Source organism: Shewanella sp. POL2 (assembly GCF_000282755.1).
GTDB classification, from domain to species: domain Bacteria; phylum Pseudomonadota; class Gammaproteobacteria; order Enterobacterales; family Shewanellaceae; genus Shewanella; species Shewanella xiamenensis.
On sequence record NZ_AKZL01000081.1, the window covers coordinates 1 to 20,957 of the forward strand.

A 20,957-nucleotide genomic window follows, 5' to 3' on the forward strand; every position below is an offset into this window, starting at 1 on the left:
ACGCCTTGGCGGGTATTTTTATATTGGTTGCAATCAAGCTTTGTAATCAATCACATAAAGGCGCGCATAGCGCTAAGAAGTGGGTCATTGCCGCGCTATTTGCTAACACCCGTTGATCAAAATTTTGCAACGCTGGCGTTTCGGTACAGGCACCAACACGCGCGCCACTGCGCACTAAACATGCCTCAAACGAGGTATCGAAATGATTGAAAATCAAGCCATCTTTAACCGGGCAACCATCAATCTCACCATCAACAGCAATGGGGAAATATCCTGCCAGCGTATCGCGTAAATCGAGACTAAAACGCCCTGGCACTTGGCTTGGCTCAAAAGAATAAACATAAGCTTCATGACTTAAGACGTCTTCATGGCAGGTTAAAATACCATCACGACTCGCCGCAATCAGTAATTGTGCGTGTTCTAACAGTAATTTACCTTCAACTGAGGTGCTCTCATTTGCCTTAGGTTTACCGTTTTCAAATACAAAGCCTCGGTTAGGGTTTTCACCAAATTTGTTAAATCGGTGGCCACGTTTAAACCCCGTTGGATTCACCAAAGGCAAAATACTTAAGTTTACCCGTTCGAATAATTCGACTGATGCCTCACTTAAAAAGTGCAGCAATCCCCAAGGGCCAGCTGACTCTTCACCGTGAAATCCAGCGCTGATCAATAACGAAGGTAAGCCAGATTTCGCGGCAGGTGACTGATACAGACTGACACTGTATTTGCCCACGTCACCGAGTTTTTTCTCAACCATCCCCAAACGGGACATTTCCTGCTCAAGCTGTAGATAAAAATTATCGATATCAGTGCTTTCACAGTTAAAAATATCGCTTTTCCACTGAAAGGATTCGAACGGAGATCTGCTTACCATATCTTGTACTTATGCCAGAAAAGAACTGTGCCATCATAGCAGCTCTTTACAAAAACTGAATGCTATTCAACTGATTTAGATGAAATCCGACGAGTGTCTGACGCGCCAACACCACCACTGCGTTATGCCATCAATCGGAAATTGAGATGGGATGCCAAATGAACACACACACCCGCCTTGGACTTGCTATATTGGTGATGCTGCTTAGTCCAGCACTCAAGGCACAATGTCAAATCGAAGGCGCTGCAACGCTTTATCAATTAGAATCACGCATCGAAACTTACTCCCTCGCCAATGGCCTTACCGTACACTTATTGCCCCTTGAGGATAAACACACCCTCACCATTGCCAGCCAATTTACTGTGGGGGCGCGCAACGAGACTAAGGGGCAAACGGGATACGCGCATTTGTTCGAGCATATGTTATTCAAGGGCAGTGAACAGGCACCCGGCGACACCTATGCACAACAGCTAAGCGCCTTAGGTGCCCGCTTTAATGCCAGCACCCACTTCGATTACACCAATTACTATGTCACTCTGCCGAGCCAAGCCCTCGCCTTGGGCTTGTTCCTCGAGGCCGATCGTTTTATTCGCCCCGATTTGACCGAAACCACAGTGAAAAATCAGCAAGAAACCGTGCTCCAAGAGATGGCGCAAACCATAGATAATCAACCCTATGTGCGCAGTGCGATGGAATTTCTGCTAGCACAGGTTAAAGATACGTCCTATGGCCACGGTATTATCGGTAGCCGTGAGGATATTACTCAGGCAAGTCCCGAGCGGTTAATCGCCTTTCATCGCGCCCATTATCGTCCCGATGCGATGCAGCTATCTCTGGTCGGCAAACTTCCCTCCGACGTCAAGTCGCTTATAGCACAACACTTTAGTGCTTGGCCCACGCCTAATCAGCCGATTGCCAAATTTGACGAGCTAAAAATTAACCCTAAGCCCGTGCATGCGGAGCTCATCGATGAACGTGGCCCTTGGCCCGGCTTACTGCTTGCGTGGCATACGGTAGGTAAAAATCATCCCGATGCTGCCGCTATTCGACTGCTCGAAGGCTATTTATTTCAAAATACTCGCAGCGCCCTCGCACAAATCAGCCTGCACGATCCGGCACAAATGTTGAGTTATTCACTGCCCTTTGAGCTAGAAAATCATGGCATAACCAATCTGGTATTAGTGCCAAGGGCAAAAACCTCCCTTAATGCGCTAACCGACATGATCTTAGCGTTAGTTAAGCAAACCCAACAAACTCGCATAAGTGATGCAACGCTTTGTCAGCTCAAGCAGACCTGGTTAAACCAGCGTTTGGGGCAGCTCGACAACACTCAATCCCTAGCCACCTTACTATCAGCCACCGACAAACAGGATCAAGCCCATCCCTTAACGGCGCAATGGGAAAGGGTTAACGCAGTAACCACAGCGGATCTCCAGCGCGTTGCCCAGCAATACTTTACTCCCAATATGGTCAGGGTTGATCTGTTACCGCCTTGGTATATCCGCTTTGGAAAAACCTTACTCGAATGGTTACCCGCTGGTGTTAGCGACGATTTAGAGGATGCAGTGCTATGATGAAAACATTCAGATACAACTGCTTAATGCCAACATCAAGATTATCTAACGCACTGCAAACCATGAGTATTGGTCTTATTGCTGTCATACTTGGCGCCTGTCAGCAGACGCCGCTTAGCTTTACCCCAACTCAAGCGCCCAGTTTGGCAAACTTTGATACCCAACCCAACCTACCTCAAGTCGGGAATATTTATCTTCCCAATGAGCAACCTTTTATTGATGTCACCCCCAATGGCGTCACCCTACCTTACCAGTTACAGCGTACGACTAGCGCGACTAAAAACCTTAGTAACAGAATGAGCCTAGTAGCAATTAGCCCCACTATACCCTTTGATAATCCTGATATTTTACAAGTCGCCTTTCAGGAAAAAGCTCGTAGCCTAGCGCTGACCCAAGCCGATGCTTGCCTTGAAACCTTCGAAACTCGAGTCACGCTGCATAGCATTAATATCAGCTTAACGTGCCCCGCATCAGCTAATCATCTCTACCATTTACTGATACAGTTTTGGCAGCCCGATGCATTTAGTGAAACGGCGGCAATCGATATCGATAATATTCGCCGTCAATTGAAGCTTAATAAGCATTTAAATGCCTTTAGTGGCGCCGAAATCGATAAAGTCTGGCGGGATAAACTCCTAGGGACAGCACATCCCTACAACAAGAACATCAACAATCAGGCCTTGTTTGACTCACTTAGCCTAAGCGAACTGTCGCGGCTACAGCAGAACACCTTTGCTCAGGCAAACTGGCAGTTATTTTTACCTAATCATGCGCAAACCGAGTTTGATATTAAGCAGAGCCTCAGCCAGTGGCCAACTCGCATAAATACGGACTCTCCATCACACCTCATCAACACTCAACAGCCACCACAATCCCGCACGCTGTATTTGATTGATGCACCGGGTAGTGTGCAAACACAAGTGCGAATAGGGTATGCCCTCGACGATAAGCATTTGTCAGCGCAGGATATGCCGTTAGCTTGCCGCAGCTTAGCCGCACTTTTAGGACGCAGTTTTTCCGGGCGACTCTATTACGATTTGCGAGAAAAGCGCGGTTTGACCTACGGGATCTATGGTCAGTGCGCCAATGCACCACTCTCCACTAGCATCAAGTTTTATGGCAGCACGGCAATAGAACATACGGGCGCCTTTGTGGTGGGGATCTTAGATCATTTAAAACTGCTGGCTTCAACACCTTCAAGCGAAGGGGAATTAGCCGCCCTAAAAACCTATCTGATTGGCGAAGCCTTGTTAACGCAAGATAATCCTAACCTGAGCGAAACCCAATTTATTCATCAACAGGTGCTTAGATTAGCTCCACAATCAATACAAGCCATAAACCTTAAACTGCAGGCGCTATCGCCCAATCAGTTGATGCAACTAGCACAACAAGCATTTTATGGTGAACCTCTAATCATTTTACGGGGAGATGTCGCCAAGATCTCGGCGGATCTCTCAGCTAAGTTGCCGGGATGGCAACTAGAGGAGGTTAAAGTGAATGATTGATATCGTTATAATTTATCCTTAGGAACATCACTCGCGTTGCCTTGCTGTAACATTTGGGCATGGCCTTGTTCCATTTGCGCTAAGTCTTCCATAGCAGCGCCCGAGTCGATATTCGTATGGGCTTGATGATGTTCAGCACTGCTGGTCTCGACCTTATCCGAGGTTATCAATGCAGCATTTTGCGACTCGTTATCGGTAGCGGCCATAACGCCATTCGGCGCTAAAGAGTCATCTTTTACTGGCGATAACAACATAGACTCAGTTGTCACTGACGGACTCTGCTCAGTACTCACTGACGTTGAAGCCGCTTGACCAAGGGTTGTGAACCATGAAGTCAACGGTGTTGGTGCCATCATTCCAGCAACCGCGATGAGCGCAACTGCGGCAGCGCCATAGGACAACCATTTGTGTACTCCCTGCCGATGATCTTTAGGCTCGCTGGCATATAAGGCGTTAACGTGAGCGGTTTTCGCATTGGAAGCAATAACGTCTGGCGCTAAGGTCTGAAGTAAATCGGGCAAATGATCCAATTCAGTATTTTTTAGGCGCTGACCGATAAATTGTCCGCCCTCATAAATCTCTAATTGATGGCTCAACACTTCGCCTTCAACGACACCAGAACTCACAATCACTAACTTATTACAACGCACTTTGCCACGAAAAACCCCGCAAACTCTCAGTTCATCACAACTCACTTCACCCGAGATCTCACCGCCAAACTCGATTTTAATCAGTCCAGCACCGCGGATCTTACCTGTTAATGCCCCCGCAACGAATGCCGTGCCCGCCAGTTGCATCTCACCTTCAATTGCGGTTGAGGCACTGATAAATGTGGCACTATGGCCTTTGCTACCCATAGGTTTAGTTCCAGATCATTATTTTTGTGAAAAAGATGTTAGGTTAAAAGTTCTCAATAATAAAGCATTGGATTCCTTTGATATTTAACTAGGCAGTGTTTTAGACAAGATTTTAGCCCTGCAACAATCTATGTTAGGCTGAAGACGATTGGGCTGATATCCCACCCCATATTGGTCCTAGCACCGCCTAAAATTGACTCAATTTATGACAAATTCCATGACCTTCAACCCGTTGTCACCGTCAACTCAAAACCAAACACCATTAGCCATTTATCAAGCTAAAATCGGGTTCGAGTTGATTGAAGATCCCGCGCAGGCGCAGGCAGTGCTCGCCTTAGATAAGTTGTATCAGCAGATTATTGGTCGAACAGACGCTCAGCCACTCAAAGGTTTATATCTATGGGGCGATGTCGGGCGCGGTAAAACCTTTCTGATGGATTTGTTCTTTGATGCTCTGCCACAGCAAGGAAAACTGAGATTGCACTTTCACCGCTTTATGGCGCGAGTGCACCAAGCCTTAAAGGAACATGCGGGGCAGCGCGATCCCCTTAAATTAATTGCAAAAAATTTAGCAAAGGAGTGTAAGGTACTCTGCTTCGATGAGTTTTTTGTCTCAGATATTGGCGATGCCATGATCCTCGCTGGTTTGTTTGAAACCTTGTTTGCCCAAGGAGTCGTGCTGGTTGCCACATCCAACATGCCCATCGAACGTTTATATGAAAATGGCCTCGCAAGGCACAGATTTTTACCCTGCATTGCCCAGCTCCTAGCCCATACCCAAATGCTGCATCTTAATGGCGCGCAAGACCACAGACTGCATGCATTAAATACTGAGCCGTCGGCGCAGGCTATTACCGCCATCTCAAACCATATTGGACTAAGTGGCACACTGGATTTCGATGGTATTTTTACCACGCTCACTCAAGGCGCAAACACTGTTCAAACAAGAACTCTGCGAGTCTGCCAGCGTGATATCCCCGTCGTGCGCGCCACTGCTGAAGGCCAACAGCCTTCGGTTGCTTGGTTCGACTTTTATGCCCTGTGTGATGGCCCGCGCTCACAACTCGATTACATCGAAATTGCCAGTCGATTTAAGATCGTATTGCTGAGCGGTGTTCCCAAACTGGGCGGCGAAGTAAAAAGTTGGATCCGCGCCCGCGGCACTGAGGATGGCACTGGCGAGAACCAAGCGGCCACTACCGGTGAGCGGCAACTCTCTTACGCCGCCAACGATGATCCTGCTCGGCGTTTTATCAGCCTTATCGATGAGTTATACGATCAAGATGCCAGTTTATATTTAAGCTGCGACGTCCCACTGATGGATCTCTACCAAGGCGGCGCCCTCAGTTTTGAGTTTCGACGCACCTATAGTCGGCTAATCGAAATGAGCCACAGCACCAAACAATCCTGAACCCTCAACACGCCCGAAGAAGCGGCAGCGGTCAACCTCTACCGTAACCCTTTACCGGGACAAACTTTCAGGCGCAAAGATAGCACTTAACTGCTGAATATCCGCCGCAACCCACTCTGGTTCGATACACTCGGCAAGATGGGTCGCCATAAACGCCACAAGCTGCATTGCGGCATAGGGCAAACGCTTGTCCCGACGGCCAACAAGATACCAATTACTCTCCAGCGGAAATCCGCTCACGGACAATACTGCTGGCTTTTCGCGCCCTTCCTGTAGGGTGTGGGCAGAAATAACCGATAAGCCTAAGCCTGATGCCACGCTCAAGCGTATCGCTTCGTTACTCTCAATTTGCATCGTTTCACTCAAGGCGATCCCTTGAGCGCTACACCAAGATTCAAACATCAGGCGAGTTGCCGAACCGGGCTCGCGGATAATAAAACGCTCTTGCTTCAATTCACTAAAGCGAACTTGTTGACGGCCAACCGCCCAATGATCCTTAGGCGCAATAAGCTGCAGCGGATTTTTAATGATCCTCGCCGATAACACTTGCTCACCACTGGGTGGATGACTGAAGAGATATAAATCATCTTCTTGGCGCTCAAATCGTCCCAAAATATGCGCGCGGTTACCGATATTTAAGGTCACTTTGACCTGCGGGAATTGCCGATAAAACGCCCCCAAAATCCGTGGTACCACATATTTTGCCGTAGTCACTAAACCGATATTGATATGGCCAATGCTGCCACCTCTGGCTTGCTGGATAAAGGCATCGAAATCTTCAAAGCGGCTCAAAGTATCGCAGGCGGCTCGGTAAAGCTCTTGCCCTATTAAGGTTGGCGACATACGGCCATCAATACTGTTCAGCAAAGGTTCGCCCAAAATATCCGCTAACTTTTTAAGTTGCAGTGACACTGTGGGCTGAGTAAGGTGCAGGGTGCGAGCCGCCGCCGAAATATTGCCCAATCGAACCACCTGCACATAAACCTCAAGTAACCGAAAACTCAAATGCCGTAGTTTTAATTGACCTTGAGAAGATTTATCCATAGATAATTATCTATACCTAATTAGCAAATAATTTATTTTTGAATATATCGAATTAGGTTCAGAATCTCCAGCGTTCAATGGTTTTCAAATAAAATGATAGCCTTAAAATATTAATGCCTTTATTAATGAGATACTTATGCCAGATATTGTCATTGCATTTTTCGCCTTAGGTTTGCTCGCAGGCTTAGTCAAATCCGACCTTAAAGTGCCACCCGCCATTTACGAAACCCTATCCATTTTGTTAATGCTGACCTTAGGGTTAAAGGGCGGAATGGCACTGCATGGTCATACTCAACACTTAGTGATCACTGAACTCGTTGCTGTTGTTGCACTGGGTTTGATCATCCCATTAGTACTTTACCCTGTGCTCACGCGCTTAGTTCGGCTCGGACGCACGGATGCCATTAGTATTGCAGCCCATTATGGATCGGTCAGCGCAGGCACATTTGCCGTTGTTATCGCCATGGTGGAAAAATCAGGGATGATATTAAGACCGGAAACCACCTTATATTTGGTGTTACTCGAACTCCCAGCGATTGTGGTTATGCTCTGGTTACACCGATATTTAAGCGCTAAACAGCCGCTAGAAGCTACAGTGCCTAATACTCAGCAATCGAGCATACTGCATGAGGCCTTGACCAGCCGCGGCGTAATACTCCTAGTGGGTGGAGTCGTCATCGGTTGGCTTTATGGTCCGACAGGGCTTGCACCCATTAGTCCTGTATTACTAGGTGGTTTTAAAACGCTACTGGCCTTGTTTTTACTGGAGATGGGATTAGTCACAGCGAAAGTCTGTTTACCACTCCCATTGCAGCAGTGGCGATTATTAGTTTTTGCCGCCGTCACACCTTTTGTCTTGGCATGGTGTGGGATTGGAGTGGGGTTATGGCTCGAGTTACCTGCCGGAAGCATCTTAGTGCTTGCAGGTTTAAGTGCCAGTGCCTCTTATATTGCCGCACCCGCCGCCATACGAGCCGCCATTCCCGAAGCGAATATCGGACTCGCTATGTTAGCATCCCTCGGGATTACCTTTCCGGTGAACGTGTTAATCGGTTTACCCTTGTACCAACACTGGATAATGCAAATTACCGGATAACAATTTGTCATAAGGGAGACTCAGGTCTCCCTTTTTATATCCGCCATTAAGGTTTTTTTGAATGATGTTCGGCTTTATCCTGATACATTGCCCTATCGGCAGCATCGAGTAAATCCTCAAGATTGATATCCGAATCAGGCGACCAATGGGCGATACCTATACTGGTTTTTAAGGAGTTTTGCTGTGGATGTTGTTGATTATATTGGTCAAGTAATAATTGAAATCGTTTGATGGCAAAGCCAACGGTATCGGGCTGCACTAAACTTAATAGCACCACAAACTCATCGCCACCTAATCTCGCGATTACATCTGATTCCCGAAATGCCGCCATTAAAATATGGGCAAAATCATAAAGTACCTGATCGCCCTTGCGATGGCCAAAACGGTCATTGACCTCTTTAAAAAAATCCAGATCAAAAAAGACTAACGCTGCCTGAGAATCCATGCGTCGACAACTAGCAAGAGATTGATAAGCAAGGAGTTCAAATCCTCTCCGATTAGAAATCATCGTTAAAGGATCTAAAGTATTCTGTGCAATAGACAACAACTCAGCCTCAACCATCTGCCCCAAATCCGTTAAGGTTTCGATATCATCTTCGCTAAATTCCCTCGGCTCATTATCAATTAAGCACAACGTCCCCACCCGATATTCGCTATGAATAGTCAAAGGATAACCAGCATAAAAACGAATATGGGGAGACTGAGTGACTAAAGGATTATCGTGAAAACGGGGATCCGTTAAGGCATCGTTAACGATAAAAATACCATCGTGATTAATGGCGTGGGCGCAAAACGAAACATCCCTTGATGTCTCCGTCACCGCTAATCCTTGGCGGGATTTAAACCATTGACGATTTGCATCAACTAAGGTCACCACGCAAATCGGCAGAGCAAAGATCCGCCGAGTCAGCCGAGTGATCCTGTCAAATCTTTCCTCGGCATCGGTATCGAGTATATTCAATGCCCTTAAGGTGGCTAAACGTTGCAACTCATTCTCAGGGATAGGAGGTAATTGCATAGCTCGCTCCAACTCTATATCAAGCATCGACTCACTACTTGATTCACTTGTTTTTACTTACTCAAGTATCGTCTGATAAATGGCGAGTATCCGCTCCGCATGAGCAGCTACATCGGCGTAAGCCAACTTCCCTGATTTTTGCTGTAGAGTTAGGCGATGATTTTCATCCCTTAACCAGCAATAACTTTGGGTTAAATGTTGAGCGCTCATCAGTGGCAAGAGCTCAAGCTCAGCCAACACGCCGAAGATACGCACATTATCTGACCAAATTGACAACTCAGGGTACTCATGGGCATTGGCGAGCACTAAGTATTGTGCAATAAACTCAATATCCGCAATCCCGCCAGGACTCTGTTTTAAATCAAACTCACCTTCGGCAACCTTAAGCAAATGGTCGCGCATCTTCTGCCGCATCTCACGAACCGCTTTTTTAAGCTCGTCTTTGTCCCTTGGCTGCTCTAAGACTGAAGCGCGGATTTGGCTAAACTTGACAGCCAAGCTATTATCACCAAACACAAAACGTGAACGCACTAACGCTTGATGTTCCCACGTCCACGCCTCTTGGGTTTGATATTCACTAAAGCGGGCGATCTCACTCACCATAAGACCCGATGCCCCAGAAGGACGCAGGCGCATATCCACTTCATACAATTCACCCGAGGTCGTTCGGGTCGAGAATAAGTGCAGAATACGTTGAGCCAGTTTAAGGTAAAAATGACCAACTTCAATCGGTCGATCACCATTGGTTAGGCTATTGGTCATATTTTCCGGCGCTTCATACAGAAAAACCAAATCCAAATCTGAGCCATAACCCAGCTCAATACCCCCTAACTTGCCATACCCAATCACCGCAAAGCCCGTGTCGCTGCTTTCCGCTAGATAACTTGGCACGCCATGGCGCACCGCTATCTGCTGCCATGCCTGCATCACCACTTGTTCGATAATGGCTTCAGCCAAAAAAGTCAAATGGTCACTCACCTGCATCACAGGCAATACACCGGTGACATCGGCGGCGGCAATTTTAAGTTGTTGCGATAACTTAAATTGACGCAGCGCCTCCATTTGCTGCTCCATATCATCCTCTGGTACCCGCAGCAGATACTGGCGCAGCTCACTCGGATAATCATCCAACGAAGTTGTATCGTATAGATGCGCTGGGTCGATAAGCTCATCAAGCAGCATAGGAAACTTTGCAAGTTGCACCGCAATCCAAGGACTTGCGCAGCACAGACTCACCAGTTGCTGACGGGCGCCGGGGTTTTCGCACAGTAACTCAAGGTAGGTAGTACGCGTTAAAATTTGCTCAAGCACTTTAGACACGGGCTCAAAAGCCGCTGAAGGGCTAGGTTGATTAAGCAGCTCGTCGAGCAACCTTGGCATTAATTTATCGAGAGTTTCACGTCCACGCGGGCCAATCGAGCGTTTCGTCACGGTTTCACGCCAACGACTCAGTAAAGGCCAGAGTTTTTCGTCATCAACCTGCTGCTCGGCTAACAAGTTGATTGCGTGATCATCCTGCTGCACGTTCCACAACTGCGCCGTCCAATGCTCGGCTTTTTCTTCGCCTTCTTCGCCGCCAACGGTAGCCTTAAAGTGACGATGAATTTTCGCCATCGCCGCCTCGATATGGGTACGAAGATCCGTTTCATTAGCTATCTCGAGCACATAACAAAGCCTCTCCCAATCGAGAGGATTATTCGGCAAGGTTTGCGTTTGTTTATCATCAATCGCTTGCAAAAGATTCTCGACACGGCGCAGCAATAAATAACTGTGTTTTAGCTCATCGACCGCCAGATATTCAAACTGCCCAAGGCTATAAAGGGTGCCCATCGCGCCAAACAGACTTTGCTGACGCAGCGAGGGTTCACGACCACCACGGATCAACTGGAAGCTTTGTACAACGAACTCCACCTCACGAATCCCTCCCGCACCGAGCTTAATATTGTCGGTTAACTGACGACGGCGGACTTCTTGAGCGATAAGTTGTTTCATTTTGCGCAGGGATTCAATCGCCGAAAAATCGATATAACGGCGATAAACAAAAGGGCGCAACAAACTGTGTAGCTCGTCGGAAAAATGATTCCAAGGCCCGAGCGAGCGGGCTTTAACCATGGCATAGCGCTCCCAATCACGCCCTTGCTCTTGGTAATAATCCTCAAGACCACTAAAGCTCACGACTAAAGGCCCGCTCTCGCCATAAGGGCGCAGGCGCATATCGACGCGGAATACAAAACCATCAACGGTAATTTGGTCGAGTAAATTAACCAGTCGTTGACCCATTCGGATGAAAAACTGTTGATTATCAAGACTACGACGACCACCAACTGTTTCACCATGTTCTGGGAAAGTAAAAATCAGATCGATATCAGAAGAGAAGTTCAGCTCTCGGCCACCGAGTTTTCCCATACCCAAAATTAACAGCGGTTGAGGATTACCCACCTTATCCATTGGTGTCCCGTATTGCGCGCACATCTCTTTATAAAGCCAATCCCTTGCGCCAATAACTAACGCCTCTGCGAGCGCAGAAAGATCGAGCAAAGACTCCTCTAAGCTGGCGTAATCTAAAAAGTCTCGCCATGCTAACCGCACCATTTGATAATTACGGAATCGACGCAATAAGCGTTTTGCCATGTCTTCGGTAGTGGCGCTGGTTAATAGCTCGCGTAACTGGACATCAAACAATTTTCGTTCGACTTGCTGCAAATCATCGGCAAACAGGGTGTTGATCCATTCAGGAGAACGAGTTAACTGCACCGCGATATAATCGCTTAATCCTAAAACGTTTTTTAGTTCCAGCTGCTGCGCAGGCGTTAAATTTGCCAGTCCTTCTGACCATACTTCAGCGAGACGTGCCCAATGGCGCTCTGCGGCTTGAGTGATGAGGGGAGACAATGACTTATTACTGTCTTTTTGTACGGCCATAATAATCCCTAACAAATTTAAACATCGACATATTATGTCACAAATGATATAGAATGAAATCGCATCAGGTTTAACAAAGTTGCTATGCCTTAACGCGTGTTTCTATAAATGGCAAAACTTAAGTTCCCTCAAGAGAGCAACCCCTCTTTCTTGGCTGTTTAGGGTACTATAACCTGTGAGGCAAACATATTGGGCAAGTTGATTATTATTGTCCGCCCATATTTGAGTTTTATTTCAGCACTTTTGGAGAAAACATGGCAGGAATGCTAATGCGTGTTCTCACGTCGATGCTCATTTTGGCCGCGACCTTATCGCTAACGGGTTGTGGCGATGATCGGCCGGAGAAAATAGAGAAGTATCAACAACTCACAGAGCAGCGTCTCACAACCCTCAATACCATGCTTGATGACGGGCAGGTGCGTAATGCTAATCTGCTCAAGCAATATAGCAGCTTGCTAAAACAGCAAAAGCCCGATTTAGCGCCATTAGTGGATGAATTAGCCAAGGATGCAACCGCCGAAGGGCCCATGTATGCTTCGCTCAAACGCCGCTTAGCTGATGCCAAAAATTCGGCCAACTTTACCGATCTCGATCAACAATTAGCCGAGGTTGAGAATCTCTATCAAGCAGCCGATCCTAGCCTGTATAACGACATGCTATCCGATCCGGTGAACGTGATCGCAGATATGTCAGAGGGTAAGCTTGCCCGTGTCAATGCCATCAGCCGTGAAGCGGCGGCCCTTGCCAATAATGCCGAGGACTATGGCCCTGGTAGTCAACTAGTGGGTAACCCCGCTTATGGAAGTTGGCAGACTGACTCTAGTGGCATGTCTTTCTGGGCTTGGTACGGCATGTATTCCATGTTCTCCAACATTTTTCAGCGTCCAATCTATTACGACCGCTGGTCAGGTAACCGTGGATATAGTTATTACAACGACGTTGGCCGATATCGCTACACCTCGCCAAAACAGGTAGAAGCTCAAGCTAGAGTCTTTGCAGAAACGAAAAAACGTTTTGATTCTCAAGGAAAGCGCTTCGATAGCCCCTATGCAAAATCACGTACAGGCTCAACCGCTCTCTCCCGCGAGAGCACTAGCGCCCCCAAAGCAAATACTGCTGGTTCGAGCTCAGCAAATAAGTCAGGCGCGCAATCGGGCAGTAAATTCCGCTCAAATTATTCTAAAGACAGCAGTTTCCGTAATTCCAGCAACCGCACGACCCGCAGTGTGCGCCGAGGCAAGTAACGTAAAGGATCTCCCATGACACTATTTCAGGATTTCGGTATCACACCAGAGCTAGTCACCATACTCGCAATCGACCTTACCATTGCGGTTATCCTATTAACGTTAATGCGTTATTTACAAGGATGGAGCGTAAGAGTAAATAGCAGTAAAGAACTGGCTGAACGCGATAACTTTGCCTTTGGGATCAGTACTGCTGGCGCAGTTGCTGCGTTAGGCATAGTGCTCACAGGCGCCATCACAGGTGCCGCAGCGCCCTCCTATTTAACCGAAGCGATAGGCATGAGTGCCTATGGTTTATTTGGCCTAATACTGATTAAATTCGGTCGCTTTCTACACGATAAAATCGCGTTAAACGAACTCGATAAAAACCAGCAAATTGTTAAAGGTAACGTGTCTGTCGCCATTGTGGATGCCAGTGTTGCTATCGCCACCGCAATCATTATTCGCGCGGTGCTGTTATGGGCTGAAGATTTAACAATCGACACTTTTATTGCCATCTTTAGCGCCTTTGCGATTTCACAACTCATGCTGGTGCTTCTCACCCGCTTACGTGAAAAACGTTTCGCAAGTCGTAACCAAGATTCATCAATGCAACAGGCACTCGCTCAAGGTCATACCGCTTTAGCCATCCGCCACGCCGGATTTATGATCGCTATGGCGCTCAGCTTTAATGCTGCGAGTCACTTTATTCTTTTCAATCCAACGGCCTATGTCACTAACATCATTGGTTGGTTAGTGTTCTCCATCATCATGTTGGTCGTACTGACACTGCTGCTGTTTATCATTAAAAAGCTGGTTTTAGCACGGATCAATTTAGCGGATGAAGTCGAAAGACAACACAATATTGGTATCGCAGCCGTGGAAATGGCCATCAGTATTGCAATCGCACTTATCCTCACAGCCCTAATGGCGTAAATGCATGCACGAGTCACAATTAACCACTTCGGCGGCTAAACCTAGCCGCCTAGGCTGGTTCGACGATGCCCTATTACTGGGCATAATGGCCGTGCTCGCTGGGTGCGGTCTTATCTACGAATACCTGTTATCCCACTACGCAGGCCGGATTTTAGGCGCACTTGAGGCCGCCATCTATACCATGATCGGTCTGATGATCGTCTCCATGGGCCTTGGGGCCTTTGCCGCGCGTAAAATTAAGGATGCGTTCACTGGCTTTGTGGTGCTCGAACTCACCGTCGCGCTCTGTGGTTCGCTGGCAATTCTAATTACCGCTGCCGTGATAGGTTTTGGCCAACAACTACCGATGATCATCGCCAGCACCTTGGGCTTGCCGCCGGATCAATTGCCCGAAGGTGGGATGATTGGCACGCTACAAAAGCTTAGCGAATATCTACCTTATGTCTGGGGCGTGCTGCTCGGCTTGATGATCGGGATGGAAATCCCACTGATCGCAAGGGTAAGACAATCCCTTTCAGATGAACACCTACTCCACAATGCGGGCACAATTTACGGAGCAGATTATATTGGCGCAGGAGTTGGCGCAGCCATTTGGGTCGGCTTTATGCTGGCTATTGACATACAACTGGCCGCAGCACTCACCGCCAGCTTTAACTTGTTAGCTGGGTTTGTATTTATCTGGCGCTTTTGGCCAAAGATCCAAAGACCGAAATTACTATTAGTGGGCCACTTAGTCGTCACTGGCGTATTGTTGCTGCTCGCCATTCAAGGGCCAAGCTGGGAGCAACAGTTAAACAATCTGCTTTACAAAGATAAGGTGGTTTATGCCAAGGCAACACGTTTTCAACAGCTGACCTTTACAGAGCGCCTACGCGGCAATGGTCTTCCCCCCGTATATGCCTTGTATATCAATGGTCGTTTACAGTTTTCGAGTAGCGATGAACACATTTACCATGCGTTTTTAGTTCATCCAACCCTTGCGGCTAGCGCTCGTCATAACAAGGTATTAATCATTGGCGGCGGTGATGGGCTGGGCCTAAAACAAGTATTGCGCTGGGAACCTGAACAAGTAACCCTACTCGACCTTGATGCGGCATTGGTGCAACTGTTTAAATCCCCAGATTCTGATATGCCTGCGCGTTTAAGCCAAGCCCTGCTATCACTCAATGGCAATGCGTTTAACGATCCTCGAGTAACGGTCATCCACGATGATGCTTTTAATGGAGTAGATAAACTGATTGCGAAAGGGGATAAATATGATGCGATTATTGTGGATTTACCCGATCCCAGCCATCCGGATCTGAATAAGCTTTACTCGGATTATTTCTATCGAAAACTTAAGGAACTAATGAGCAGTGATGGCGCTCTGACAGTACAGTCAACGTCGCCCTATCATGCGCAAAAAGCCTTTATCTCGGTAGCAAAAACCTTGGCATTAGCGGGATTTGATGTAAAACAATATCACCACAATGTCCCTAGTTTTGGCGAATGGGGTTGGAGTATTGCCACCTTAAATGGCAAAGATGCTCAACATCGTTTAGCGCAGCTGACAGAGCTGCCAATTGCGGATGACTGGCTAACCTTAGGTTTAGTTAAAGGCGCGTTTGAATTTCCTGCCAATTTTTATCAGGATGCGACCAATATTAAGCCCAATGAACTGGGGTCATTACAGTTGTACCATTATCATCAACAGGCTTGGTCCGAAACCCAAGGACTGGATCTTTTTTAACGGATGAAGATAGTGCTTGACATATTATGTCTCAGTGCTATCTTTGAACACAGACATAATATGTCAATAAGGACAAATATGAATATCCATACTCTTGCTAATCACCTCAACAGCCTTGGCAATAACAGCCAAACCGGCTTCCAATTCGATTGCTATCCAATTGATGGTGAAGTCGAAGTGTTGCAAGTGAATGTGGTCGGCCGTGAAGAAATCCCGGTATTCGTATCGGTTACGGATAACCAAATTCTCTGCATCAGTTACCTGTGGGGCGAAAATGAAGTAAACCAAGAACGTCGCAGTGAAATGTTTGAAACCATGCTCGAATTGAACATTCCAATGCCATTGTCAGCCTTTGCCAAGATTGATGACAAATACGTGGTTTACGGTGCACTGTCTCTGCAATCTAGCATGCTCGAAATCGAGCAAGAGCTAGCAGTATTATCCGATAACTGTTTAGAAGTTATCGATGAAATGGTCGACTATCTGAAATAAGGAGCCACAACATGGGCATTCTGAATAAAATTTTAACAGCGTTTCGCGGTGGTGCCACCGAAGTTGGCCAAAGCATCGTAGACGCAAACTCGACCCGAATTTTCGAACAGGAAATCCGCGATGCCGAGAAACATTTAACCAACGCCAAGCGCGAACTGACCGATGTCATGGCCAAAGAAATGCAAGCCAGCCGCGAAGTTGACCGCTTAAAGCGTTCAATTGCTGAGCACGAAGGCTATGTCGCCCAAGCGTTAGACAAAGGCAATGAAGCCTTAGCGATTGAAGTGGCGGAAAAAATTGCCCAATTGGAGCAAGAACTATCTGAGCAGCAGACCGCCAATGATAGCTTCAGCGCCCATGCGGTACGCTTAAAAGATTTGGTGAAGAAAACCGAGCGTCAACTGTCTGATTATCAACGTCAGTTAAGCATGGTAAAAACCACCGAAAGCGTGCAAAAAGCCACGGCGACCATTACCGACTCTTTTGCATCAAGCAACTCTAAGCTACTGAATGCAAAAGACTCTTTAGAACGTATCAAAGCGCGTCAGCAGCAGTTTGATGACAGATTAAAAGCCGCTGAAGCCTTAGCCGAAGAAGGCAGTGATAAATCATTGCAGGCTAAGTTAGCTGAAGCGGGCATCGGTGAGCAAAAATCCAATGCTAACGCTGTGCTCGAACGTATTAAAGCACGTAAAAGCTAATTAAGATTGACCAAACGCCGAGCACTGATGGGACCATCACCCCCTATTGTGCTCGGCTTTTTTGTTTTAGGTATACCAACATTCACCCAAGTCTACGCTAACTCATCGGGTTAGTTCAGAACATTGGCGCACAGCTTAGGAGCGAATATGGGATTTTTTAACAGTATTTTTGGTAAAAAGGCGCCACCAGCGCGTGAACTCAATCATCCCTCCGCGCTCAAGATCGGTGACATGATCTCCATCGACAATAGTTTTGCACTGCCACCACAATTGCGCGGCCAACAACTCAAAGTCGAAGCCGTTAATACCTACGAATTTGAACGTAAACAACAAACCGAATGGGTACTCAAAGGGCATGGTAGTGACACCTTGTTTTTAAGCATCGAAGAAGACGATGAAACTTACCTTGCTTTTTCCCTTAAAATTACCCGCTCCCAGGTTGAGCAAATATTCGACCTAGAGCAATTTAGCACCCTGTTCGATGAGCCTGGACACGCCGAGTTCACCACCCAAGAGTTATCGCCAGATGTAGCAGAACAACTCGAACAATGGTTGGGCAAGCAATACCACCAAGTGAGTTTTGCACTCTTTGGCTACTTTCACCGTGAAGATTATCGAGGACTTAAACCGCCGCAGGATGCCAATGGTGCCAGCGGTGAACCCTTCGAATATTATTTGCTGCTCGATGATGACGAAAGCCGCGCAGTAGAAGTTGAAGTGTATGAGGGTGGCGATACCGATGTGGTACTGACCTTATACCGCCCCTTGTCGGACATTCGCGACTACTGGCCAGGTCAGTAAAATTTGGCAAAAGATAAAGTGCGTGACTCGCACTTTATCGCTTAAGCCATTACAATCCCCATTGAATTGGCTCGCAATATACGGTTGATAGCAACAGGTAAAACCCAATGAGTAAAATGAAACACCCTCTTCCAGAGCAATGGCAGAAGAACCAAGATGCTGCAAAGGCGACTCAAGTGGCTTTCGACCTCGATGAAAAGTTTCAATATTCTATTCGTAAAGCGGCGCTCGATGCAGGTGTCAGCCCTTCCGATCAGATCAGAACTATTTTGGGCTTAAGTGTTTCAAAACGTCCGACTCGCCCCCGTTTAACCGTGTCACTTAACGCTGACGATTATGTGCAACTTGCTGAAAAATACGGCCTAAGTGCTGATGCCCAGCTTGAAATTAAACGTAGAGTACTCGAAGATCTCGTGCGCTTTGTCGCAAAGGACTAATAATTTCAGCGTTAATCCTGCACAAAAATCGGCGTCAAATGGCCTGACTGGACTAACTCGGGCGATTTATCACAAAGTTAATTTACTCATAGCGTAAACTCTTTTACCTTAAACATTCGCCTTAAAACACAGGGATCATGTTAGGCATGACAGATAAAACCTCTTGGTCACTCCGCGCCGTTGGTAATCCCTCACCCATCGAAGTTGCAATGATGCTGCTATCGCTGCTATCGGTGATCATAGTGCTAGTGATGACCTTTGGCCGTCTCGATACAGAAACCTATCGATTACTCTTTTTCATCGATACCACGATTTGCATGATTTTTATGGTCAACTTTTTTGCTGGCCTATTACGCTCGCGGAATAAACTCTTTTACCTACGCCATCATTGGATCGATTTCATCGCCAGTATTCCTGCTATTGAGGCGCTACGCATTGCACGGGTCTTCCAAATCCTACGGGTGATCCGTTTAATCCGTATGAGCCGTTCCTTCCTTATCCCACTGATAAAACAACGTAAACAAGCCACCCTTGCCAGTTTGCTGGTGGCGATGGTGACCATTTTAACCTTCGCTTCAATTATCATTTTGATTGTCGAAAGCGGCACCGAAGGCGCCAATATCCAAACCGCCGAGCAGGCTATTTGGTGGGCATTAGTGACCATTTCGACCGTAGGTTACGGCGACTTTTATCCCGTCAGCACCGCGGGGCATATTGTGGGTGGCATAGTGATCGTTAGTGGTGTGAGTTTTTTCGGGGTAATTTCGGGCTATATGGCTTCTGTGTTTGTTGCACCAGATGAAAGCGAACGACAGGAGCGCCAAGATGCCCATAAGGCAGAAATCAAGTCAGAACTTGAACTAGCGCTTGCTAGAATGGAAGAAACCCAGCGGCAAATGGAGCAAAATCAGGCACAGATGCTGGCCAAAATTGCTGAGTTAAAACAAGCATTAGAAGCCCAAAAAAATTAGGAAGGCACTGCCTTCCTAAGCTTCGTTCAATATGGCTATTCCAACAGGCCGTTTACCAATAGGTCGTTTGCTCAATCGCGTTTTGTCTCGATGCCTCCATTGCAAAAAGTAAGCTTTGCTGCTTGTCCTCAAGCCAATCGGTTAAATCGACACCAAGCGATTTGGCCGCAAGTGTTAATTGTCGATAACAGGCTAAGGTTCGAATCCCTAACACTAAATCCTGCCAAGGCGCCCTAAAGGCATCACGGGATTTTGCCTCATATAAAAGCCCATACGCTTGCCCTATTTGAATACTCTCATCCAGTAACGCGGCACACTGCAAATAATCCTCGGCGGTCATTGTCTTATCGCTAGGCATGGCAGCTAAAATCGCCTGCCATGAAGCTTCCTGAGCATGATCAGCATGGTGGGATAATCCAAGCTCTGCGGGCAGTTCGATATTCCCCGCGCTGAGTGCCAATAGGATCTCGACAATCGCTAACTGCAATTGACCGTATTCAACTCTTTGCCAGAGTAAATTTAACCGCCCTGAGATATCCATGGCTTCAAATTGCAGCTGTAGTTGTTGCATCAAAGCTTGACGGGCGTCGTGCCGAGTTAATAAGCCTTTTTGACTACCGAGCAAGGCTGCTAAGGCCTGTGCCTCTTCAATAAACATTAGTTGTGATTCAATAAGATTAAATTGCTGCATCAAAGTAGCATTAGCGAGACCAAACTGGCTCAGAGTCATCCGTAATAAACGAATACAAGCACGCATCCGCCACCAAAGGGCTATCTGAGCTTCGTTATCTTGTTCATCAGCTATCATCGCCTCAAGCAATTGCCAACGTTCAAGTGCCGTCTCAAGTAACACTTGGCAGGTCGCCGTTAAATCCTGTTGATGGTGTTGATGTAGATTCAAATCTTCAGGCACAGGCAGCGGTAAAAACTCCAGTGCACTTAAGGCTAACGGCTTAGATTGCCCCGCGAGTCGATAGCCCCGCTGCGCCTTACTGGCTTTGCCTAAACGTACTGGAACAGTATCAGCCACTTCCGTTGCCAATACTAATAGTGCATTAGCATCTCCACTTAACAGCTCAAATTCCAGTTCACAGAGCGCCTCGTGCTTGCCATTGGCGGTAATTTCGCCAGTATCTAAGGCGACCTCCACTAGGCTATTTCCCACAGTTACATGCCAAGCTCGGCGATAAAAATCAGTATGGAACACGCAACCAAGCTCAGTTTGTACAGCGGTTAGATTGGCATTTAAGGGCCAAATGTTTGCCGGAAACAGGCTTAAATCAGGGCTATCAGCTTGAATAGTGACATTATATTCGGGGCGTGAATGGATCCCTCCAATCACTTGCCCTGCTGTTTTGATGGTTTG

Annotated in this window: 18 protein-coding genes; 12 read left to right on the plus strand and 6 right to left on the minus strand. The window is 47.1% G+C overall.

Annotated elements, in window-relative coordinates:
• Positions 1-46: 46 nt before the first annotated feature.
• Positions 47-874, minus strand: coding sequence for a M14 family metallocarboxypeptidase (locus SHEWPOL2_RS17615; RefSeq protein ID WP_037421721.1), 828 nt, complete (start codon positions 872-874; stop codon positions 47-49).
• 158 nt (positions 875-1,032) lie between these two features.
• Between SHEWPOL2_RS17615 and SHEWPOL2_RS17620 the strand changes: the two genes are divergently transcribed.
• Together SHEWPOL2_RS17620 and SHEWPOL2_RS17625 are read left to right on the plus strand one after the other, a co-directional pair.
• Positions 1,033-2,448 carry a pitrilysin family protein gene (locus tag SHEWPOL2_RS17620; RefSeq protein ID WP_037430236.1) on the plus strand — a complete coding sequence of 472 codons (1,416 nt, stop codon included), beginning with the start codon at positions 1,033-1,035 and terminating at the stop codon, positions 2,446-2,448.
• A gap of 26 nt (positions 2,449-2,474) precedes the next feature.
• A complete protein-coding gene (locus tag SHEWPOL2_RS17625; protein WP_086024077.1) occupies positions 2,475-3,953 on the plus strand; it encodes an insulinase family protein in 1,479 nt (492 codons plus the stop codon).
• 5 nt (positions 3,954-3,958) lie between these two features.
• Here SHEWPOL2_RS17625 and SHEWPOL2_RS17630 read toward each other — a convergent pair whose 3' ends face one another.
• On the minus strand, positions 3,959-4,810 hold the full coding sequence (locus SHEWPOL2_RS17630) for a polymer-forming cytoskeletal protein (RefSeq protein ID WP_037430240.1): 852 nt from the start codon (positions 4,808-4,810) through the stop codon (positions 3,959-3,961).
• A gap of 205 nt (positions 4,811-5,015) precedes the next feature.
• On the opposite strand from SHEWPOL2_RS17630, the gene zapE reads away from it, so the two are divergent.
• Complete coding sequence (gene zapE / locus SHEWPOL2_RS17635; protein WP_037430243.1) at positions 5,016-6,221, plus strand: cell division protein ZapE; 1,206 nt, start codon at positions 5,016-5,018, stop codon at positions 6,219-6,221.
• 51 nt (positions 6,222-6,272) lie between these two features.
• On the opposite strand, the gene SHEWPOL2_RS17640 is transcribed toward zapE, so the two are convergent.
• Positions 6,273-7,265, minus strand: a complete 993-nt coding sequence (locus SHEWPOL2_RS17640) for a LysR family transcriptional regulator (RefSeq protein WP_037430246.1) — start codon at positions 7,263-7,265, stop codon at positions 6,273-6,275.
• Between the two features lie 136 nt (positions 7,266-7,401).
• On the opposite strand from SHEWPOL2_RS17640, the gene SHEWPOL2_RS17645 reads away from it, so the two are divergent.
• Positions 7,402-8,361, plus strand: coding sequence for a sodium-dependent bicarbonate transport family permease (locus SHEWPOL2_RS17645; RefSeq protein WP_037430249.1), 960 nt, complete (start codon positions 7,402-7,404; stop codon positions 8,359-8,361).
• Positions 8,362-8,407: 46 nt separating this feature from the next.
• Here SHEWPOL2_RS17645 and SHEWPOL2_RS17650 read toward each other — a convergent pair whose 3' ends face one another.
• Entirely contained in the window at positions 8,408-9,379 is a 972-nt protein-coding gene (locus SHEWPOL2_RS17650) for a sensor domain-containing diguanylate cyclase (protein WP_037430251.1), read from the minus strand.
• A 57-nt stretch (positions 9,380-9,436) separates the two neighbouring features.
• Positions 9,437-12,301 carry a bifunctional [glutamate--ammonia ligase]-adenylyl-L-tyrosine phosphorylase/[glutamate--ammonia-ligase] adenylyltransferase gene (gene glnE, locus SHEWPOL2_RS17655; RefSeq protein ID WP_037430253.1) on the minus strand — a complete coding sequence of 955 codons (2,865 nt, stop codon included), beginning with the start codon at positions 12,299-12,301 and terminating at the stop codon, positions 9,437-9,439.
• A 254-nt stretch (positions 12,302-12,555) separates the two neighbouring features.
• Here glnE and SHEWPOL2_RS17660 point away from each other — a divergent pair, with 254 nt between their 5' ends.
• The 8 genes from SHEWPOL2_RS17660 to SHEWPOL2_RS17695 all read left to right on the plus strand — a co-directional run bounded on the left by SHEWPOL2_RS17660 (position 12,556) and on the right by SHEWPOL2_RS17695 (position 19,591).
• On the plus strand, positions 12,556-13,545 hold the full coding sequence (locus SHEWPOL2_RS17660) for a hypothetical protein (protein ID WP_037430255.1): 990 nt from the start codon (positions 12,556-12,558) through the stop codon (positions 13,543-13,545).
• A gap of 15 nt (positions 13,546-13,560) precedes the next feature.
• Positions 13,561-14,460, plus strand: a complete 900-nt coding sequence (locus tag SHEWPOL2_RS17665) for a DUF350 domain-containing protein (protein ID WP_037430257.1) — start codon at positions 13,561-13,563, stop codon at positions 14,458-14,460.
• 4 nt (positions 14,461-14,464) lie between these two features.
• A complete protein-coding gene (locus SHEWPOL2_RS17670; RefSeq protein WP_037430258.1) occupies positions 14,465-16,189 on the plus strand; it encodes a polyamine aminopropyltransferase in 1,725 nt (574 codons plus the stop codon).
• 78 nt (positions 16,190-16,267) lie between these two features.
• Entirely contained in the window at positions 16,268-16,681 is a 414-nt protein-coding gene (locus SHEWPOL2_RS17675; protein ID WP_007645549.1) for a DUF2170 family protein, read from the plus strand.
• Between the two features lie 11 nt (positions 16,682-16,692).
• Positions 16,693-17,382 (plus strand): PspA/IM30 family protein, encoded by a 690-nt coding sequence (locus SHEWPOL2_RS17680; RefSeq protein ID WP_037421761.1) that lies wholly within the window; start codon positions 16,693-16,695, stop codon positions 17,380-17,382.
• Positions 17,383-17,529: 147 nt separating this feature from the next.
• Positions 17,530-18,183 (plus strand): hypothetical protein, encoded by a 654-nt coding sequence (locus SHEWPOL2_RS17685; protein WP_037430262.1) that lies wholly within the window; start codon positions 17,530-17,532, stop codon positions 18,181-18,183.
• Positions 18,184-18,290: 107 nt separating this feature from the next.
• On the plus strand, positions 18,291-18,620 hold the full coding sequence (locus SHEWPOL2_RS17690) for a hypothetical protein (RefSeq protein WP_037421772.1): 330 nt from the start codon (positions 18,291-18,293) through the stop codon (positions 18,618-18,620).
• 146 nt (positions 18,621-18,766) lie between these two features.
• Entirely contained in the window at positions 18,767-19,591 is an 825-nt protein-coding gene (locus SHEWPOL2_RS17695) for an ion transporter (protein ID WP_037421864.1), read from the plus strand.
• A 52-nt stretch (positions 19,592-19,643) separates the two neighbouring features.
• On the opposite strand, the gene SHEWPOL2_RS17700 is transcribed toward SHEWPOL2_RS17695, so the two are convergent.
• On the minus strand, positions 19,644-20,957 hold a 1,314-nt coding region (locus tag SHEWPOL2_RS17700; RefSeq protein WP_037430265.1), incomplete at its 5' end, for a CYTH and CHAD domain-containing protein.

Bases quoted from the DNA above. Each gene is read 5' to 3' on its own strand.
- SHEWPOL2_RS17615 (WP_037421721.1), bottom strand. From the start codon at position 874: ATGGTAAGCAGATCTCCGTTCGAATCCTTTCAGTGGAAAAGCGATATT.
- SHEWPOL2_RS17620 (WP_037430236.1), top strand. From the start codon at position 1,033: ATGAACACACACACCCGCCTTGGACTTGCTATATTGGTGATGCTGCTT.
- SHEWPOL2_RS17625 (WP_086024077.1), top strand. From the start codon at position 2,475: ATGCCAACATCAAGATTATCTAACGCACTGCAAACCATGAGTATTGGT.
- SHEWPOL2_RS17630 (WP_037430240.1), bottom strand. From the start codon at position 4,810: ATGGGTAGCAAAGGCCATAGTGCCACATTTATCAGTGCCTCAACCGCA.
- zapE (WP_037430243.1), top strand. From the start codon at position 5,016: ATGACAAATTCCATGACCTTCAACCCGTTGTCACCGTCAACTCAAAAC.
- SHEWPOL2_RS17640 (WP_037430246.1), bottom strand. From the start codon at position 7,265: ATGGATAAATCTTCTCAAGGTCAATTAAAACTACGGCATTTGAGTTTT.
- SHEWPOL2_RS17645 (WP_037430249.1), top strand. From the start codon at position 7,402: ATGCCAGATATTGTCATTGCATTTTTCGCCTTAGGTTTGCTCGCAGGC.
- SHEWPOL2_RS17650 (WP_037430251.1), bottom strand. From the start codon at position 9,379: ATGCAATTACCTCCTATCCCTGAGAATGAGTTGCAACGTTTAGCCACC.
- glnE (WP_037430253.1), bottom strand. From the start codon at position 12,301: ATGGCCGTACAAAAAGACAGTAATAAGTCATTGTCTCCCCTCATCACT.
- SHEWPOL2_RS17660 (WP_037430255.1), top strand. From the start codon at position 12,556: ATGGCAGGAATGCTAATGCGTGTTCTCACGTCGATGCTCATTTTGGCC.
- SHEWPOL2_RS17665 (WP_037430257.1), top strand. From the start codon at position 13,561: ATGACACTATTTCAGGATTTCGGTATCACACCAGAGCTAGTCACCATA.
- SHEWPOL2_RS17670 (WP_037430258.1), top strand. From the start codon at position 14,465: ATGCACGAGTCACAATTAACCACTTCGGCGGCTAAACCTAGCCGCCTA.
- SHEWPOL2_RS17675 (WP_007645549.1), top strand. From the start codon at position 16,268: ATGAATATCCATACTCTTGCTAATCACCTCAACAGCCTTGGCAATAAC.
- SHEWPOL2_RS17680 (WP_037421761.1), top strand. From the start codon at position 16,693: ATGGGCATTCTGAATAAAATTTTAACAGCGTTTCGCGGTGGTGCCACC.
- SHEWPOL2_RS17685 (WP_037430262.1), top strand. From the start codon at position 17,530: ATGGGATTTTTTAACAGTATTTTTGGTAAAAAGGCGCCACCAGCGCGT.
- SHEWPOL2_RS17690 (WP_037421772.1), top strand. From the start codon at position 18,291: ATGAGTAAAATGAAACACCCTCTTCCAGAGCAATGGCAGAAGAACCAA.
- SHEWPOL2_RS17695 (WP_037421864.1), top strand. From the start codon at position 18,767: ATGACAGATAAAACCTCTTGGTCACTCCGCGCCGTTGGTAATCCCTCA.